Below are 18,133 nucleotides of genomic sequence, written 5' to 3' on the forward strand. Positions count from 1 at the left end.
ATGTTAAGTAAAAAATCTAAGCTGTGTCTGGCCTTAAGCACAGTATTGTTGGTGAGCGCCTGTAATGACTCCGCTGATAAAGCGGTGACACCCCAGGTTAATACGGCGCCACAAGCGGCCGCTTCGTCGATAACCACTCGGACAGATACCGCGGTTACAGCGCGATTAACTGCGGTGGATGCCGAAGGGGATAATCTTCGTTATAGCAGTAATACTGAACCAGCAAATGGTCAGGTGTTGATTGCTATCGATGGTGCCTTTACCTACACACCCAATGCTGAGTTTGTCGGTAGCGACAGTTTCAAATTTACGGTGTCGGATGGCAAGTTGAGCACAACGGCAACCGTTAGTGTGCAAGTCACGACTTTACAAGTGTCGTTAAGAAGCGCAGTGCGGGATGCGTATGCGCAAGATGCGCAAAGTAAGCCGTTGTCGGTCAATGGCCGCGATTTTAACCAAGACGTGTTAGATACCGCAGAGTTTGCCGATCTGGTGGCTGCGGGCGTGGTGGCGAACAATGAGTAAAAGCACCTACTGGCGTTTTGCCATAGGCGTGATGTTTAGCGTGGTGTGCGGCTCTGCCGCCGCCACGGCTGTTAAAGCTGAGCATTATGCTGAGTTAGTAATTCAGGGCAAGCAAGCTGCGCAGCATCAGTTGCATGAAGATGCCGAAATACTATGGCAGTTGGTGGCGCCGCGGTTAGCTTCATTACCGGCAATAGAGCAAGCACAGTGGTGGTTGGCACAAGCCGATTTATTACAGTTCGAACATCGTTTTGCTGAAGCGTTAACGGCTTTAGAGCAGGTATTGGCGTTGCAGCAGTTACACGAGCCGGTGTATTTGATGCAAGCGCGTATTGCGTTAACGCGCGATGATTTAGCGCGAGCAACACAGGCTTGTCGTGCTTTAACCGGTTATAGTCAAATTGATGTTGTGGCAACCTGTTTACTCGAAGTAAAGGGTCGAGCTGGGCAATTAGAGAGCAGTTATACCCGTTTACAACAGTTGCATTGGCGTAATGGCAATTCAACTGAGGCATTACAGCAATGGCGACTACAAATCTTAGCTGAGCAAGCGCATTTGTTAGGGCGTTATAACGAAGCGTTAGAGTGGTTGGATTACCCAAACTATTTTCAGCAACCGGAAGTGATGCAACGGCAAATACTGGATATTTTGCTGCAAACCGGTCGAGCTGCTGAAGTGTTAGCGCTTTCGGGCGTTTGTCCAAAAGTGGATGCCTTACCCTCTGATAGCCTGTTAGTGCGGGTTGCCTATGCTGAAGCTCAACTTGGCGAGCAGCAATGCTGGCGCGAGGTGACTGCGCAGCGTATGCATTTGCGAGAGTTACGCGCCGATGCCTTACATACCGCAGATATTGCCTATTACTTTAGTTATGTTGCGCCAGATGGCGAAAAGGCTCGATATTGGGCTAAACAAAATATGGCTGTGGCACAAGAGCCATTCGATAAACAATTACTTGCAGCAGCACAGGAGCTTGCATTATGAAACAGGCCTTACTTTATTCTGGTTTAATCATTAGCCTTTTGTTTGCTTGGCCCTCGCAGGCACACAAATTTAGCACCAGTTGGGTGCAAATGAGCAGTGGTGCCGATCACCCCGCAGAATTTGATTGGAGTTGGTTGCTAGCCGAACATGACTTGGCCGTATTAACGCCTTTTATGATGGATAATACTGGGCGCTTACTCGATGCGGATGCGTTGTTAGCCCAACAAGTTTCCTTTAACAATGTGATTAATAACATGCTGCAATTTAATACTGATTGCCCATTAGAAGTGTTACCGGTAGTGCATTTAGAACGCGAGGTGTATGCCGGCCAGCAGTCGGTGCGTATTTATGGTCATGCAGGTTGCCCCTTAGCATCATTACAGCAGGTTAGGGTAGCGCAGTTGTTTGATAAGTTAAAAAATCACAAAGTGATTGTCGAGCTAACTGACACGGCTGAGCGTAGCGTATTAAGCCAGAGCAAAGCACAGTGGCAGTTAGCAAAGTAAGCTTATTTACCGATACAAAATGAGCTAAAAATGCGTCCGAGTAAGTCATCACTACTAAATTCGCCAGTGATTTCATTCAGATGTTGTTGAGTTAGCCTTAATTCTTCGGCCAGGATTTCACCTGCAATATAACTGTGCAGTTGTTCTTGGCCAGTACTCAGATGCTCCGCCGCGCGATCCAGTGCATCTAAATGGCGACGTCGAGCCAGAAAGCTGCCCTCAGTGCTGGCATCAAAGCCAATGCATTGTTTTAAGTGTTCGCGCAGCGCATCAATACCATCACCGGTTTTAGCCGATAAACGATAAACCGGAGCTGCTGCTTGTTGGTCCGGTGTCATGGGCTCGCCGGTAAGATCGGCTTTGTTGCGGATCACCGTTACGCCTAAATTAGCGGGTAAGCGATCAATAAAGTCTGGCCAAATTTCGCGGGGGTCGGTGGCAGTAGTGGTTGTGCCATCCACCATAAACAGTACTCTGTCGGCTTGGGCGATTTCATTCCATGCTCGCTCAATACCAATTTGTTCAACTTGGTCGTTGGCTTCGCGCAGACCAGCGGTATCGATAATATGCAGCGGCATGCCGTCGATATGAATATGTTCGCGTAAAACATCACGGGTCGTACCGGCAATGTCGGTAACAATTGCTGCTTCACGCCCGGCTAAGGCATTTAATAAGCTAGATTTTCCGGCATTTGGCCGGCCAGCAATTACCACTTTCATGCCTTCACGAAGAATACTGCCTTGTGCCGCTTGTTTCTTCACGGTGGCTAAAAAGTCGATAATGTCAGCTAAGTCTGTGGCGACTTTGCCGTCTGATAGAAAATCAATTTCTTCATCTGGAAAGTCGATAGCCGCTTCAACATACATTCGCAGATAAATCACTTTTTCAACTAATTCATGAATACGTCGTGAAAACTCACCCTGTAAGGATTGCATGGCGCAGCGAGCGGCTTGTTCACTACTGGCATCAATTAAATCGGCAATGGCTTCGGCTTGAGCCAAGTCGAGTTTATCGTTTAAAAACGCGCGCTCTGAAAATTCGCCAGGGCGAGCAATGCGTACATTAGGTAATTGCAGCACTTGTTTAAGTAACATGTCTAGTAGTACTGGCCCGCCATGCCCTTGTAATTCCAGCACATCTTCGCCGGTAAACGAGTTTGGTCCTGGGAAGAACAACGCTATACCTTGATCCAGTAATTGCTGGTCTTTAGCATAAAAGCCTAAATATTCGGCCGCACGGGGTTTAGGGATTTTATGCAGAATGGCTTGAGCCACCGCTTTGCTATCGGGGCCAGAAATACGAATAATGCCTACTCCGGCTCGACCTGGGGCAGTGGCTAAAGCGGCAATAGTATCAGTGCTAAACATAACATCCTCTGGGATAAAAAAAGCCTGCTGCATAATGCTAACAGGCTTAGTGTAGAACATCTTATCCGCAAGGGATAAGTTGCGCGGTATTAGGTTTTACGGGTATGCAGACCTTTTTTCTCCATGCCGCGATAAATATACAGCATCTGGCCAAGTGAGATTAAGTTACTAACTAACCAGTATAATACTAAGCCACTTGGGAACCAGAAGAAGAATACGGAGAACGCGACAGGCATCCACATCATCAGCTTCTGTTGTAAAGGATCGGTGACCTGCATTGGCGTGAGTTTCTGCATCATAAACATACTCAAACCAAACAATACCGGTAACACATAGTATGGGTCTTTAGTTGATAAGTCGGTGATCCACAGCATAAATGGCGCATGGCGTAGTTCAATACTTTCAACAAATACCCAGTACAGTGCTAAGAAAATAGGCATTTGGATGAGCATGGGTAAACAGCCACCCATCGGGTTTACTTTCTCTTTGCGATATAATTCCATCATCGCTGGGCCCATTTTCTGCTTATCGTCTTTGTAACGTGCTTGTAGCTCTTCAATTTTTGGCTTCAAGTTACGCATTTTCGCCATCGACTCATATTGGATCTTCGTCAGCGGGAACATTGCGCCTTTAACAATTAACGTAATACAGATAATCGCTAAACCCCAGTTGCTAACAAATAACTGAATTTTAGTCAGTAGCCAGAACAGTAATTGTGAGATAAACCACAGGAAACCGTAATCAACGGTAAGGTCTAAGCCATTGGCTAATTTGGCTAATTCGTCCTGGACTTTAGGGCCAGCATAAAAAGTGGCTGTGATGCTGGCGCTTTGGCCCGGATCAATATCAATGGCGGTACCCAGCGCGCCAATAACGCCTTTGTTCGTGCCGTGGATGCGGCTGTATAACTGGTTAGTGGCTGCTGAGTCTGGGATCCAGGCAGCAACAAAGTAATGCTCTAACATGGCAACCCAACCTGCTTGAGTGCTGACGCTCAGGTTAGTTTTCTGCATGTCTTCAAAGTTATACTTTTTATAGCGTTCTTCGCCGCTACCAAAAGCGGCGCCGCGGTATATCGGCATAAACATGCTGGCGCTTTCGCCACTATCAATGTTTTGTAATAAATGCTGATAAGGCTGAACCGTTTTGATTTCATCGCTGTTGTTGACGATAAAATATTCTACCCGGACATCATATTGTCCTGGGGTAAAGGTAAAGCGTTTTTCGATTTGCATGCCATTGTGCGTTAAGCGCAGTGGCACCACTAAGGGTTCAGTACCCTGAGCTTGATATTGAGTTTTTTCAACTTGATACAATGGCCGTTCAGTGCGGTCTGGGCCGTCACGGGCAATCAAACCAGATTGCGCAACATATTCAAAACCAGGTAGCTGACGCATCAATACATAAGGAGTGTTGCTGTCTTTGGTTAAGTTATGTTCAGGCAATTTAACACTAACAATATCACCACCGCGGCTATCAATTTCAAGTTCAAACACATCAGTGTTAACTTTAATGCGACGGTTTTGATCAATGTTGGGCGTGCTGTTGGCTACCGCCGGCGTGTCAGGGCTATCCATTAACATTGATGCCGAGCTGCCATTGTTAGCACTGCTACTTACCGTGCTGCTGACCTGTTGAGTGGCTACCGCCGGTTGCGGACCATAATCTTTTTGCCATTCCTGCCAGAGGAAAAAACTGACGATTGCCAGGGCAATTACTAGAAAACTGCGTTGTGAATCCATGGGTTAGCTTTTCTCATTATGCTTATCAGGAACGGGATCTTCACCACCTTGGTGAAACGGATGACATTTTAATATGCGTTTGCTGGCTAACCAAGCCCCTTTTGCTGCACCAAAGCGACCAATGGCCTCAATAGCATAATTTGAGCAAGTTGGGTGGAATCGGCAGCGTGGCCCCAATAGCGGGCTTATCAATAATTGATAACCTCGGACTAGGCCGAGCATCAACCAAACGATAAAGCGGTGTATTGGCGAGCGATCTTCTGCCATAGCCGTTCCAGTTGTTTCAGTAATTCATCATTAGGGGTGTTGCTAATATCCCCTTTTACCATGAGTACCAGATCCACACCGGGAAGCTGATGCTGATGCAAACGAAAGCTGTCGCGCACACATCGTTTAATACGATTGCGGTGCACGGCTAATTTAACACGTTTTTTGGCGATAGTAAGGCCAATTCGTGGATGAGCTAACTGATTGGGCTTTGCTAGAATGGTAAATAGGGGAGATGCGACCCGAAACGGGTTTTGAAAAACATTATCAAACTGACTGGGAGTTAACAGACGTAACTCCCGGCCGAATCTGAAGCTGGGCACGCAGCGTTTAACGACCAGTTTAGGCTGTTAAACGTTTACGGCCTTTAGCACGACGACGTGCTAACACCTCACGACCATTTTTAGTGGCCATGCGGGCGCGGAAACCGTGGTTACGCTTGCGCTTTAATACGCTTGGTTGAAAGGTTCTTTTACTCATAATTTCATCCGTCCGGTCGAAATATTTACTAAGGTTACCTGTGTTTTAGCAAATACACCAAAACGCAGCTGACAAAAATGAGCGCGAATTTTAAGTACTCTGCGCCCTAAAGTCAATGCGATCCTTGCTTTAATTACGATCCTAGCCAGTCGCGATCCCAGTTTTACTAAAGTTTTCCACAGCCTAGGCGATCTTTTACGAATAAAGTGTGAGTTATTTATTGTTTAAGCCAGATTTAACCCAGTTTTAGCTTGAGTATTCTTAAATAGAATAACAGTATAATAACCAATTAATACAATGGTATAGCGTGTTAGTGGGGGTGTTGTTAGGCTTTTTTAAAAAGTCAATCTTGAAGTTGTGGATAAGATCATACGATAATGCCGTTTGGCATTTCTACACCAGCCTTATCGATCATTATAATTCAGGCTTCAGGAGATCAGGTGTATCAGTCCGTTTGGCAAAATTGTCTGCAAGCTTTGCAAGCAGAACTCCCCGCGCAACACTTTAGTATGTGGATCCGTCCTTTGCAGGCTGACAGCTCGGCTGACGCTTTGACGTTGTATGCACCGAATCGTTTTGTACTGGATTGGGTGCGTGAAAAATACCTAAACCGGATCCTTGAACTGATCCGCGATTACTGTGGTGACAATGCACCGCGTTTACGCTTTGATGTGGGTACTAGCCAAAATAACGTTAAAGCTACGCCCGCGCCACAACCTCATCTGATGCCGTCTGAGGTGGCTGTCGCTTCGCGAGAAATTGCAGAACCGGTTCCTAAAACCATAGTGCGCTCCAATATGCGCGCAAATTACACCTTTACTAACTTTGTTGAGGGTAAGTCGAACCAATTGGCTCGGGCTGCAGCCTCACAGGTGGCTGACAACCCTGGCACGGCTTATAACCCATTATTTATCTATGGCGGTACAGGTTTAGGTAAGACGCATTTATTACATGCGGTTGGTAATGGCATTTTAGCGAAGAAACCGGATGCAAAAGTGATATACATGCATTCAGAGCGCTTTGTGCAGGATATGGTAAAAGCTTTACAAAACAATGCTATAGAAGAGTTTAAGCGCTATTATCGTTCAGTTGATGCGTTACTTATTGACGATATTCAATTCTTTGCCAACAAAGAACGTTCCCAAGAAGAATTCTTTCATACCTTTAATGCCTTGTTAGAAGGCAATCAACAGATCATTTTAACCAGCGATCGTTACCCCAAAGAAATTGATGGTGTCGAAGATCGCTTAAAATCACGCTTTGGTTGGGGTTTGACTATCGCTATCGAGCCACCTGAGCTTGAAACCCGGGTGGCGATCTTAATGCGAAAAGCGCAAGAAAATCAGATCCGCCTACCGGAAGAAGTGGCTTTTTTTGTGGCCAAGCGTTTGCGCTCAAATGTTCGCGAACTCGAAGGCGCCTTGAATCGGGTGATTGCTAATGCTAATTTCACCGGCCGGCTCATTACCATTGATTTTGTGCGGGAAGCTTTACGCGATTTATTAGCCCTACAAGATAAGTTGGTGACCATTGAAAATATTCAAAAGACCGTAGCCGAATACTACAAAATCCGTATAGCGGATTTACTGTCGAAACGGCGTTCTCGTTCGGTAGCGCGACCGCGGCAAATGGCGATGGCATTAGCGAAAGAACTCACCAACCATAGTTTGCCAGAAATTGGGGATGCTTTTGGTGGTCGCGATCATACAACTGTGCTTCATGCCTGTCGTAAGATTGAATCGCTAAAAGAAGAAACACATGAAATTAAAGAAGATTTCCAAAATCTTATTCGAACATTATCGTCTTAACAGGGTTTTGTTATGCAATTTGTGATTAACCGTGACGCCTTACTGAAGCCGCTACAAATGGTATCGGGTGCTATTGAACGCCGCCATAATTTGCCAATTTTATCAAATGTGTTATTGGATGTTAGCGCCGATACACTGTCACTGACCGGTACCGATTTAGAAGTGGAGTTGGTTGCTAGCACGGTACAATTGCAAGTACACAGTGCAGGGCGGATTACTGTGCCGGCAAAAAAGCTGTTAGATATTTGCCGCAGCTTACCGGAAAACAGCGATATTGCCGTGCAGGTGCAAGGTGAAAATTGTATTTTAAGCAGTGGCAAAACCAAATTTACGTTATCCACGCTCAATGCTGCTGAATACCCCAATTTAGAAACATGGCAAGGTGAGGTTGAGTTATCACTGACTCGCCAACAGTTGCGCAAGTTATTAGATGATACGGCCTTTTCGATGGCCAATCAGGACGTACGCTATTACTTAAATGGTTTGTTGTTTGAAGTGGATAACGGCAACTTATCTGCAGTGGCTACTGATGGTCATCGTTTAGCCATGAGTACCTTAGCGTTGCCGTCTTATGCTGGCCAACAAAAGCAGATTATTATTCCACGCAAAGGTGTTTTAGAAATTATGCGCTTGTTGGCGAATGATGAGCAGTTGGTCACCTTGAGCCTTGGCCAAAATCACATTCGTTTAAGTGACAGCAGTTTTAGTTTTAGCAGTAAATTAATTGATGGCCGTTTCCCCGATTACCGCCGTGTGTTGCCGCGCAACAGTACCAAGCAAGTGACCGCGCATCGTACCGTATTAAAAGATGCCTGTACTCGCGCCTCTATCTTATCGAATGAAAAATACCGCGGTGTGCGTTTTACCTTAAGTTCCTCTGAACTGCAGATTGTGGCGAACAACCCTGAGCACGAGCAAGCAGAAGAAGTGATCGAAGTGGAGTACGAAGGGGATAACCTCGAAATTGGTTTTAATGTCGGTTATTTGCTAGATGTATTAAATAGCTTGAATACCGATCTGGTGATCCTGAATTTAAATGATTCCAATTCTAGTGCCTTAATAGAAGGTGTGGGTAACGTTGGTGCTGCCTACGTTGTCATGCCGATGCGCTTATAATTCTGTTGTTGTCTAAAGCATGTCGTTAATCTCGCTGCAGCTTAAGCAGTTCCGTAATTTTTCGGAACTGCAATTTAACGCACATGCGCAGTGCAATCTGATTTGCGGTGAGAATGGCAGCGGTAAGACCAGCTTATTAGAAGCAATTTACTATCTGGCGCATGGTCGTTCCTTTAGAAGTAGTCGGCATCAACGTTTAATTCAATACGAGCAAGAGCATTTTGTACTGCATGCCAAGGTTGCCGATGCTGAGCAAACCTTTAGTTTAGGCTTGCAACGCGACAAGCAAGCCGAATTGCTATTGCGGTTAAATGCGGCCAGTAACTGCAAGTTAGCCGATTTTGCGGCTTTGTTGCCGGTGCAATTAATTACGCCTGACAGTTTTAAATTATTTTTTGGTGGCCCGAAAGAGCGTCGTCAATATTTTGATATGGGTGTGTTCCACGTGGAACCTACCTTCTATACCGTGTGGTTGCAGTTTAGTCGGGTTCTGAAACAACGTAATGCCTTGTTAAAGCAAAGCCGGGCTTATGATCAGCAATTTGATTATTGGGACCAGCAATTAGTCAGTCTGGCTTGGCAGTTACAATCGTTGCGAGAGCATTATATCGGTCTGCTGCAACATGAATATTTGAAGCTAGTAGAGGGTAATTCACTGTTAGCTGAAGTGAGTTTGCAATTACAAGCGGGTTGGCCTGAGCGGGTGCAAAGTCCAGCCGATTTGAAGCAACTGTTAGAACAAAATTTTCAACAAGATATGCGGCAGGGTTTTACTCAATATGGCCCACAAAAAGCGGATTTAAAACTTCGAAGAAAGCAGTTAGTGGTTGAAGAAGTATTATCCCGTGGACAGCTAAAAGTGTTATTATTTGCGCTTAAAATCGCACAAAACAATGTGATAGGTAGCAGCGGCAAGAAACAGCCCTTGTTATTGATTGATGATTTAGCATCCGAGTTGGATGCCAGTTCCACCCAAACGGTTTTTAATTATTTAAACAATATTAATTCGCAGGTTTTTATAACAGCAATTAATGCTGATCAGGTTTCACCTTTTATACCGGCTTCGCGCCGGCAAATGTTTCACGTGGAACACGGTCAGATAACAAGCACGGACAGATAGAGATGGCCGAAGAGCATAATTACGATTCCTCAAGTATTAAAGTATTAAAAGGTCTGGATGCAGTACGTAAAAGACCCGGTATGTATATCGGTGATACCGATGACGGTACGGGTTTACACCATATGGTATTCGAGGTGGTCGACAATTCCATCGATGAAACCTTAGCAGGCTACTGTACTGACATCTGGGTCACCATTCACAGTGATGGTTCGGTCTCTGTTCGTGATAACGGTCGTGGCGTACCTACTGATATGCACGAAGAAGGCGTCTCAGCCGCTGAAGTTATCATGACCGTGCTGCATGCCGGCGGTAAATTTGACGATAACTCTTATAAAGTATCAGGTGGTTTGCACGGTGTGGGCGTATCTGTTGTAAATGCCTTATCTGACAAATTAGAACTGACCATTCGCCGTAAAGGCAAAGTGCATAACCAAATTTATCATCTGGGTGTACCACAAGCACCTTTAGCGGTAATCGGTGAAACAGAAGGTTCAGGTACGGCCATTCGTTTTTGGCCAAGCCCAACTATTTTCTCTGACATCAATTATCACTACGATATTTTAGCGAAACGTTTACGCGAACTGTCGTTCTTAAACTCGGGCGTAAGTATTATCTTAACCGACGAGCGTAACGATAAAAGCGACCATTTTAAGTATGAAGGTGGTATCGAAGCTTTTGTACAGTATTTGAATCGTAGTAAAACCAGCGTGCATCCAAAAGCGTTCTATTTTTCTGATCAGCGCGAAGACGGTATTTCAGTTGAAGTGGCGATGCAGTGGAACGACAGCTATCAAGAAAACGTATTTTGTTTTACTAACAACATTCCGCAACGTGATGGTGGTACTCACTTAGCGGGCTTCCGTGGTGCCTTAACCCGCGTGCTAAATACCTACATTGAGCATGAAGGTTATGCGAAAAAAATGAAGGTACAAGCTTCTGGTGATGATGCCCGAGAAGGTTTGACTGCGGTGATCAGTGTTAAAGTGCCTGATCCAAAATTCAGTTCGCAAACTAAAGACAAATTGGTTTCTTCAGAAGTCCGTTCTGCTGTTGAAAGCGTCATGGGTGAAAAGCTCAACGAGTATTTGTTAGAAAACCCAGGTGATGCCAAAATTATCGTGGGTAAGATTGTTGATGCAGCACGTGCGCGTGATGCCGCGCGTAAAGCGCGTGAAATGACACGCCGTAAAGGAGCGCTGGACATTGCTGGTTTACCGGGTAAATTAGCCGACTGCCAAGAAAAAGATCCTGCTTTATCTGAACTGTACATTGTAGAGGGTGACTCTGCGGGTGGTTCAGCCAAGCAAGGCCGTAACCGTAAAAACCAAGCTATTCTGCCGTTAAAAGGTAAAATCTTAAACGTTGAAAAAGCGCGTTTTGATAAGATGCTATCTTCACAAGAAGTGGGCACCTTAATCACGGCTTTAGGTTGTGGTATTGGTCGCGAAGAATATAACCCAGACAAAACACGTTATCACAGCATCGTATTAATGACGGATGCTGACGTCGACGGTTCGCATATTCGTACCTTATTACTGACGTTCTTCTATCGGCAAATGCCTGAATTGATCGAACGTGGTTACATCTATATTGCCCAGCCACCGCTGTTTAAAGTGAAAAAAGGCAAGCAAGAGCAGTATATTAAAGATGAGCCCTCATTAGTTGAATACTTAACGACACTGGCTTTAGATGAAGCTTATTTGCATGTTAATGAAAATGCCCCTGGCATTGGTGGTGAAGCACTGGAAAAGCTGGTTCGTCAATATCATAAAGCTACCAGCATAATCCAACGTTTAAGCCGTAAGATCCCACAGAACTTACTAACCGAACTGATTTATATTGCCGGTTTAACCACTGAGACAATGAAAAATCAAACGGCGGTAGAAGAATGGGTAAAAACCTTAGCGAAGCGTTTAGATGAGAAAGAAGGTGACGGGTCAATTTATAAATACGATGTGGTAGAAGATCGCGAGCGGCAGTTATTCCAGCCAAAAGTGATTATTCGTCAGCATGGTATCGATAACGAATACTTGTTACATCACGATTTTATTACCTCTCGTGACTATTTAAGCCTAGCAGCCTTAGGTGATGAGATCCGTGACTTAATCGAAGAAGGCGGGTATATCCGTCGTGGCGAGAAAGTGAAACCAGTAGCCACATTCCGTGAAGCCTTAGACTGGTTAATGTCTGAGTCGAAGCGCGGTTTGTATATTCAGCGTTATAAAGGGCTAGGGGAAATGAACCCCGATCAGCTTTGGGAAACCACCATGGACCCACAAAATCGCCGGATGCTGCAGGTAAGGATCGAGGACGCTATCGGTGCTGATCAACTGTTTTCAACCCTGATGGGGGATCACGTTGAACCACGGCGAGCCTTTATAGAAGAGAATGCTTTATACGTCGCAAACTTAGACGTATAACCGCACAATACCAAGTAGGGGCTTTTCAGCCCCTCAGTTATTTTAGTGAGTTAGTAGCGCATGCATAAATACGATACGAAAACCTTTCAGGGGCTAATCTTAGCCTTGCAGGATTACTGGGCGCGTCAAGGCTGCGTTATTGTTCAGCCGTTAGACTTAGAAGTGGGCGCAGGTACTTTTCATCCTATGACCTTCCTGCGTTCGTTAGGCCCTGAGCCAACCAACGTTGCCTATGTGCAACCTTGTCGTCGGCCAACGGATGGTCGTTATGGCGAAAATCCAAACCGTTTACAACATTACTATCAGTTCCAAGTTATCCTTAAACCATCACCTGATAATATTCAGGAACTGTACTTAGGCTCTTTAGAAGAGTTAGGATTAGATACCCTGGTACATGATATTCGCTTTGTCGAAGACAACTGGGAATCGCCAACGTTAGGTGCTTGGGGCTTAGGATGGGAAGTGTGGTTAAACGGCATGGAAGTCACACAGTTCACTTATTTCCAGCAAGTCGGTGGCTTGGAGTGTCGTCCGGTGACCGGTGAGATTACCTACGGCCTAGAGCGTCTGGCCATGTATATCCAAGGTGTTGATTCAATCTATGATCTCGTTTGGGCTGATGGCCCCTTAGGTCGTGTGACTTACGGAGACGTATTCCATCAGAATGAAGTTGAACAATCAACTTACAACTTTGAACATGCCGATGTACCTGCCTTGTTTAGCTACTTTGACCAGTGTGAAAAAGAAAGCCAATATCTGATTGAAAAAGGCTTGGCATTGCCAGCCTACGAAAAAGTTATGAAGGCTTCACATGCCTTTAACTTATTAGATGCACGACATGCCATTTCGGTAACTGAGCGTCAACGTTATATATTACGAGTGCGGGCTTTAGCGAAAGCCTGTGCTGAAGCCTATTTTGCCGCACGTGAAAAATTAGGTTTTCCGCTTTGCAAAACGCAGCCTGCAGTTCAAAAGGAGGCCAAATAATGAGTGCTCAGGATTTTCTGGTTGAGATTGGTACTGAAGAGTTACCACCAAAAGCACTGACAACCTTAGCCACGGCTTTTGCAGACAACATTACGGCGGAATTAGCCAAGTTAGAATTACAACATGGTACGGTGCAATGGTACGCTGCACCACGTCGCTTAGCTGTGCGCGTTAATCAATTAGCGGCACAACAAGCTGATAAAGTAGTAGAAAAGCGTGGCCCTGCTATTGCAGCCGCCTTTGATAAAGCGGGTGAGCCCACCAAGGCAGCTCAAGGCTGGGCTGCAGGTTGTGGTATTAGCGTGGCCGAAGCCGAACGTTTAGAGACGGATAAAGGCGCATGGTTGTTGTGTAAGCAGTTACAAAAAGGCCAAAGCACCACAGCATTATTACCTGAGATAGTGACTAGCGCTTTAGCGAAGCTGCCGATCGCCAAACCGATGCGCTGGGGCAATTCCGATGCTGAATTTATTCGACCTGTGCATACCATTATTATGCTGTACGGTGATGCTGTTGTTCCTGCAACCATCTTAGGTCGACAAAGCGGCAATCAAACGCATGGCCATCGTTTCCATGCGCCGGCTAAAGTTACCGTAAAAGATGCTGATGCTTACTTACCCGTGTTAGAACAAGCTTATGTCATTGCTGACTTTAGTCGTCGTAAAGCGTTTATTGCCGAGCATGTAACTGCTGCAGCTAAAAAGCTTGATGCACAAGTGCAATGGGATGATGCCCTGCTCGAAGAAGTGACCGCCTTAGTAGAATGGCCGGTTGTGTTAATGGGAAGCTTTGAAGAAAGTTTCTTGCAAGTGCCAGCCGAACCACTTATTTCAACCATGAAAGACAACCAAAAATACTTCCCATTGCGTGATCAGCAAGGCAAGTTATTAAACAAATTTGTGTTTGTCGCGAACATCGCCAGTAAAGATCCGCAGCAAATTATCTCAGGTAACGAGAAAGTCGTGCGGCCGCGTCTATCAGATGCACAGTTTTTCTTTAATACCGATCGCAAAACTAAGTTAGTGGATCGCTTAGAAAGCTTAAGCACCGTGTTATTCCAACAGCGATTAGGTACCTTAGCGGAAAAATCGGAGCGGATCAGTCAGGTTGCTGCCTATATTGCTAAGCAAATTGGTGCTGATGAAACGGCGGCAGCACGCGCCGGTTTATTATCTAAAACCGATTTAATGACCAACATGGTCGGAGAGTTCCCAGAGGTACAAGGTATTATGGGAATGCACTATGCACGCTTAGATGGTGAAGCGGAAGCAGTGGCATTAGCGCTCAATGAGCAATACATGCCGCGTTTTGCAGGTGATCAATTACCAAGCCGTTTAGAAGGTGCGGCAGTAGCCATTGCCGATAAATTAGATACCTTAGTCGGTATTTTTGGCATTGGCCAAGTGCCGAAAGGCGATAAAGATCCTTTTGCATTGCGTCGTGCAGCTATTGGTGCTTTGCGTATTATGGTCGAAAAGCAACTGCCATTGGATTTAGTCGATTTAATTCGCTTTAGCCAGCAGACTTTTGGCAGTAAATTGACGCATTCAGAGGTGGCTAATGACGTCGTCGACTTTATGCTAGGCCGCTTCCGTGCTTGGTATCAAGACGAAGGTTACAGCATTGATGTGATCCAAGCCGTACTGGCACGCCGTCCAACCAACCCTGCAGACTTTGACCGTAGGGTGAAGGCGGTAGCCGCGTTCCGTAAACTTGAGGCCGCTTTAGCGCTGGCAGCAGCGAATAAACGCGTTGCAAATATTCTTGCTAAGGTGGACACTGCCATTGCGGATACTGTGCATGAAAACTTACTGCAGGAAAACGCGGAACAAGCCTTGTTTAGTGCGATAAACGCAGAGCAAGTGTATCAGGCGAGTGTCAGTGATTATACCAGCGCGTTAAGCCATCTTGCCGCTTTACGTGAGGTGATTGATCATTTCTTTGATCAAGTAATGGTCAATGCAGATGATGCCGCCGTCAGAGCAAATCGTTTAGCGTTATTAAAACAGCTACGCGAATTATTTTTGCAGGTTGCTGATATCTCAGTATTGCAATAGAACATGAATAACTAAAGAGCCAGCTGAATTGCTGGCTCTTTAGTTTATTTAATAAATGTCGAACGATGAACGCGCAATTTAATAATATATTAAAATGATAAGTTAGCCTCTTGTTTGATCTCGGCCATTGTTTTTTGCTTTGTATAACATCATATCTGCCAACTTTATACTTTCACTAAACTCTTCAGACTCATTGCATAACGCAACTCCAAAACTTGCTGTTACCTTATATTGCGGTGCAGAAGGGACCAATTGTTGTTGGTGAAACTGTTTGCGAATTTTATCAGCTACATTCAACGCATCTTGAACAGAAGTACGTGGCAGAATTAATAAAAACTCTTCACCGCCGATGCGACATGCGAAGTCTTGTTGGCGAATATTTTGTTTGAACATATAAGCGACTGATTTAAGTACGTTATCTCCAACATCGTGACCAAAATTATCATTAAGGCGTTTAAAGTAATCTATGTCACACATAATAAGAGAAAGCGGAAAAAAAAGATCCGGTTGTTTTTCGAAGCTTGGTACTAAACAAGCATCAATAAAGCGACGATTCGCTAAATTGGTTAACTGATCAGTGTTTGCTTGTTGGTCTTTAATTTGTTGTAGCTTATCCATTGCTTCGTGACTACGTTCACGGTAATGATCGTTAATCCAACAGACAATAATAACAATGAGCAACGAGGCAATAAAACGACTAGCTTCAGCTTCTTTATAGTTTGCCGTAATAAGGTCGGGGATAAAAAGCATTATACTTAGAATAATAAGTAAAACAGCATTCGAGATTAGCGCATTGCGCACACCAAGTAAGCCAAACAAAATTGCGGGAAATGGAAATACCCAAAACAGTGCTGTGTTATTAAAGCCCCCTTGATAAACTAGGCTAAGAACAAAACTTGCAACAAGTAGCGTTTCAATAACACATGCTCGATCAAGATTGCGAGTAATATTAAAAACAATTATGTTTAATAAGAACAAACTGCCCGTAGTAAACAAGATAATAGGTAATAATATTTGTTCAGCACTGAGATTTTTTACACCGTAAATAAACATAACGGCAGTGGTGATGTAACTAACAAACCTCAGAATATATAAACGCCGTCGAGCATCAATTTTCTGAGCTTGTTCCGTACTTTGCTTATTAAAAGGCTGATGCAATGTTTTTAATCCTTCAAATTATTTCATCATACTAATGTTAGTCTGCTATTTTTTAAAGCCAAGGGTTAATTTTAATTTGCCTATATAAAAAAGCCAAACATAGCGGCATTTAGTATTAGCTATCAAAAATAGACTAAGTTTCAGAATTAGAGATTCTCGTTCATAAGGTTAATCGTCCAAAGCATTAACAGCACTCTATACAGTATAAAATAGGTGGATATCGTTGGCTTGGCGAGGTTTCATCAACATAGGTATATAAGAGCCTAGTTATATTGACGAATAAACCCAGTAAGTTCGCGGCCAATTACTTGCTACATATTTTAGTCCGTTACTAATAAATTAAACATCTGTTTAAGCAACAGCGTTATAGCTTGTTTGCCATTTTTCCATCAGTGGTATACGAATACCAAGGTGGTTTTTAAGTTAACGGTAAGAAGTCAGAGCTAATCAGCATCGGCTACTAAGAATACGACTCGTAAATTGTATGAATCAACTAGGTAAAGAACAAATTCAGCGGATGAGAACCACTCTATGGCAATATTAAGAGAGTTATTAGCTGCTGTTCGTCAAATGGATTAGTGAAATCGCCAAGTTAATAATAAGCTGCTCTTTTGGCCTTGCTGCATCTTCAATTGTTTCACTTCAACCGTTTGATATTGTGTTAACAACGCGAGCAACAGGTTGTGGTGTTTTTGTTGTGAGACCAGAGTGGTAAACCAGCCAACTTGTTTAGCAAATAATGCGCTCTCTTTAATCATATTGCTAATAAAAGCGAGCTCGCCGCCGTCACACCATAGCTCATTGTTATTGCCCGAAAAATTGCGACCTTGCTTGGCTTTACCGAGCTTTTGCCATTTTTGTTGGTTAACCGCTTGTGCTTCAGCAGCAGAACGATAAAAAGGGGGATTACACACCACTAAATCAAAATACTCCTGCGCGTGGATAATACTTTGAAAAATCTGCAAAGGTTTGGCTTGTAAGCGCAAACTAATCATCCCTTTTAAGCGATCGTTGGCGTTAATAATAGTGTTGGCGATGTTCAGAGCTTGCTGATCAATATCGCTACCGACAACCTGCCAACCGAAACTGCGTGTCGCCAAAATGGGGTAAATGCAATTCGCGCCACAACCAATATCTAGCATTCGTACTTGTTTACCCTGTGGCACTTGCCCCTGATGTTGTGGCAGTTGACCAAGCAAATCTGCAGCATAATGTAAATAATCAGCACGGCCTGGGATCGGTGGGCAGAGATAGCCTGAGGGTAATTGCCAAAAATCAATTTGGTAATAGCTTGCTAAGATGGCCGCATTCAGATGTTGTACCGCCTGACTGTTACTGAAATCTATAGTGGCAGCACCGGTTGGCGTGCGGGTTAAAAATGGTGTTAATGCAGGATATTTGGCACAAAGTGTTGGCAAATCATAACGGCCATGATGCGGATTTCTGGGGTGAAGTTTTGAAGGTTCGCTGGTCATAATCTTTAATAGTAAGCACTTTGCGCTAAGTGTAATAGAATGCCGCTTGGGCTGCGAGTTAAACTCGCCACAATAGGCACAAGCTTCGGCTAGCGGATGCAATATGACTCATTTAAAAGGAGC

16 protein-coding genes are annotated in these 18,133 nt (G+C 44.5%); 9 read left to right on the top strand and 7 right to left on the bottom strand.

Features of this window, described 5'->3' with window-relative positions; all coding sequences use genetic code 11:
• The 3 genes from ORJ01_RS07405 to ORJ01_RS07415 are packed head-to-tail and all read left to right on the top strand — an operon-like array spanning nt 1 to nt 2,013.
• Nucleotides 1–525: an Ig-like domain-containing protein gene (locus tag ORJ01_RS07405; RefSeq protein ID WP_306177478.1), complete on the top strand. Its 525-nt coding sequence runs from the start codon at nt 1–3 to the stop codon at nt 523–525.
• A complete protein-coding gene (locus tag ORJ01_RS07410; RefSeq protein ID WP_306177479.1) occupies nt 518–1,507 on the top strand; it encodes a hypothetical protein in 990 nt (329 codons plus the stop codon). Before ORJ01_RS07405 ends, ORJ01_RS07410 begins: the two co-directional genes overlap by 8 nt.
• Nucleotides 1,504–2,013 (top strand): hypothetical protein, encoded by a 510-nt coding sequence (locus ORJ01_RS07415; protein WP_306177480.1) that lies wholly within the window; start codon nt 1,504–1,506, stop codon nt 2,011–2,013. The genes ORJ01_RS07410 and ORJ01_RS07415 overlap by 4 nt, the downstream gene beginning before the upstream one ends.
• A gap of 2 nt (nt 2,014–2,015) precedes the next feature.
• On the opposite strand, the gene mnmE is transcribed toward ORJ01_RS07415, so the two are convergent.
• The 5 genes from mnmE to rpmH form a co-directional block, all read right to left on the bottom strand.
• A complete protein-coding gene (gene mnmE / locus ORJ01_RS07420) occupies nt 2,016–3,380 on the bottom strand; it encodes a tRNA uridine-5-carboxymethylaminomethyl(34) synthesis GTPase MnmE (protein WP_226750673.1) in 1,365 nt (454 codons plus the stop codon).
• A gap of 89 nt (nt 3,381–3,469) precedes the next feature.
• Nucleotides 3,470–5,122, bottom strand: a complete 1,653-nt coding sequence (gene yidC, locus ORJ01_RS07425) for a membrane protein insertase YidC (protein WP_306177481.1) — start codon at nt 5,120–5,122, stop codon at nt 3,470–3,472.
• 3 nt (nt 5,123–5,125) lie between these two features.
• On the bottom strand, nt 5,126–5,389 hold the full coding sequence (yidD, locus tag ORJ01_RS07430; RefSeq protein WP_226750675.1) for a membrane protein insertion efficiency factor YidD: 264 nt from the start codon (nt 5,387–5,389) through the stop codon (nt 5,126–5,128).
• On the bottom strand, nt 5,344–5,712 hold the full coding sequence (gene rnpA, locus ORJ01_RS07435) for a ribonuclease P protein component (RefSeq protein ID WP_226750676.1): 369 nt from the start codon (nt 5,710–5,712) through the stop codon (nt 5,344–5,346). Before rnpA ends, yidD begins: the two co-directional genes overlap by 46 nt.
• 19 nt (nt 5,713–5,731) lie before the next feature.
• Nucleotides 5,732–5,869 (bottom strand): 50S ribosomal protein L34, encoded by a 138-nt coding sequence (rpmH, locus tag ORJ01_RS07440; RefSeq protein ID WP_226750677.1) that lies wholly within the window; start codon nt 5,867–5,869, stop codon nt 5,732–5,734.
• 440 nt (nt 5,870–6,309) lie between these two features.
• Between rpmH and dnaA the strand changes: the two genes are divergently transcribed.
• Genes dnaA through glyS form a run of 6 tightly spaced genes read left to right on the top strand, consistent with a single transcriptional unit; the run spans nt 6,310 to nt 15,377 of the window.
• A complete protein-coding gene (dnaA, locus tag ORJ01_RS07445; protein ID WP_306177482.1) occupies nt 6,310–7,677 on the top strand; it encodes a chromosomal replication initiator protein DnaA in 1,368 nt (455 codons plus the stop codon).
• 12 nt (nt 7,678–7,689) lie between these two features.
• Nucleotides 7,690–8,793 carry a DNA polymerase III subunit beta gene (gene dnaN, locus ORJ01_RS07450; protein WP_226750679.1) on the top strand — a complete coding sequence of 368 codons (1,104 nt, stop codon included), beginning with the start codon at nt 7,690–7,692 and terminating at the stop codon, nt 8,791–8,793.
• Between the two features lie 19 nt (nt 8,794–8,812).
• Nucleotides 8,813–9,913 (top strand): DNA replication/repair protein RecF, encoded by a 1,101-nt coding sequence (recF, locus tag ORJ01_RS07455; RefSeq protein ID WP_226750680.1) that lies wholly within the window; start codon nt 8,813–8,815, stop codon nt 9,911–9,913.
• Between the two features lie 2 nt (nt 9,914–9,915).
• The gene (gene gyrB, locus ORJ01_RS07460; protein WP_306177483.1) at nt 9,916–12,333 is read left to right on the top strand and encodes a DNA topoisomerase (ATP-hydrolyzing) subunit B; all 2,418 of its coding nucleotides are present in this window, start codon (nt 9,916–9,918) and stop codon (nt 12,331–12,333) included.
• 60 nt (nt 12,334–12,393) lie between these two features.
• Entirely contained in the window at nt 12,394–13,320 is a 927-nt protein-coding gene (gene glyQ, locus ORJ01_RS07465; RefSeq protein ID WP_226750682.1) for a glycine--tRNA ligase subunit alpha, read from the top strand.
• Nucleotides 13,320–15,377, top strand: coding sequence for a glycine--tRNA ligase subunit beta (glyS, locus tag ORJ01_RS07470; RefSeq protein ID WP_306177484.1), 2,058 nt, complete (start codon nt 13,320–13,322; stop codon nt 15,375–15,377). Before glyQ ends, glyS begins: the two co-directional genes overlap by 1 nt.
• A 102-nt stretch (nt 15,378–15,479) precedes the next feature.
• On the opposite strand, the gene ORJ01_RS07475 is transcribed toward glyS, so the two are convergent.
• Together ORJ01_RS07475 and rlmF are read right to left on the bottom strand one after the other, a co-directional pair.
• Nucleotides 15,480–16,535: a GGDEF domain-containing protein gene (locus tag ORJ01_RS07475; RefSeq protein WP_306177485.1), complete on the bottom strand. Its 1,056-nt coding sequence runs from the start codon at nt 16,533–16,535 to the stop codon at nt 15,480–15,482.
• A gap of 575 nt (nt 16,536–17,110) precedes the next feature.
• On the bottom strand, nt 17,111–18,010 hold the full coding sequence (rlmF, locus tag ORJ01_RS07480) for a 23S rRNA (adenine(1618)-N(6))-methyltransferase RlmF (RefSeq protein ID WP_226750685.1): 900 nt from the start codon (nt 18,008–18,010) through the stop codon (nt 17,111–17,113).
• Nucleotides 18,011–18,133 lie beyond the last annotated feature (123 nt).

It is taken from the genome of Alishewanella sp. SMS8 (assembly GCF_030737935.1).
Lineage (GTDB): Bacteria > Pseudomonadota > Gammaproteobacteria > Enterobacterales > Alteromonadaceae > Alishewanella > Alishewanella maricola.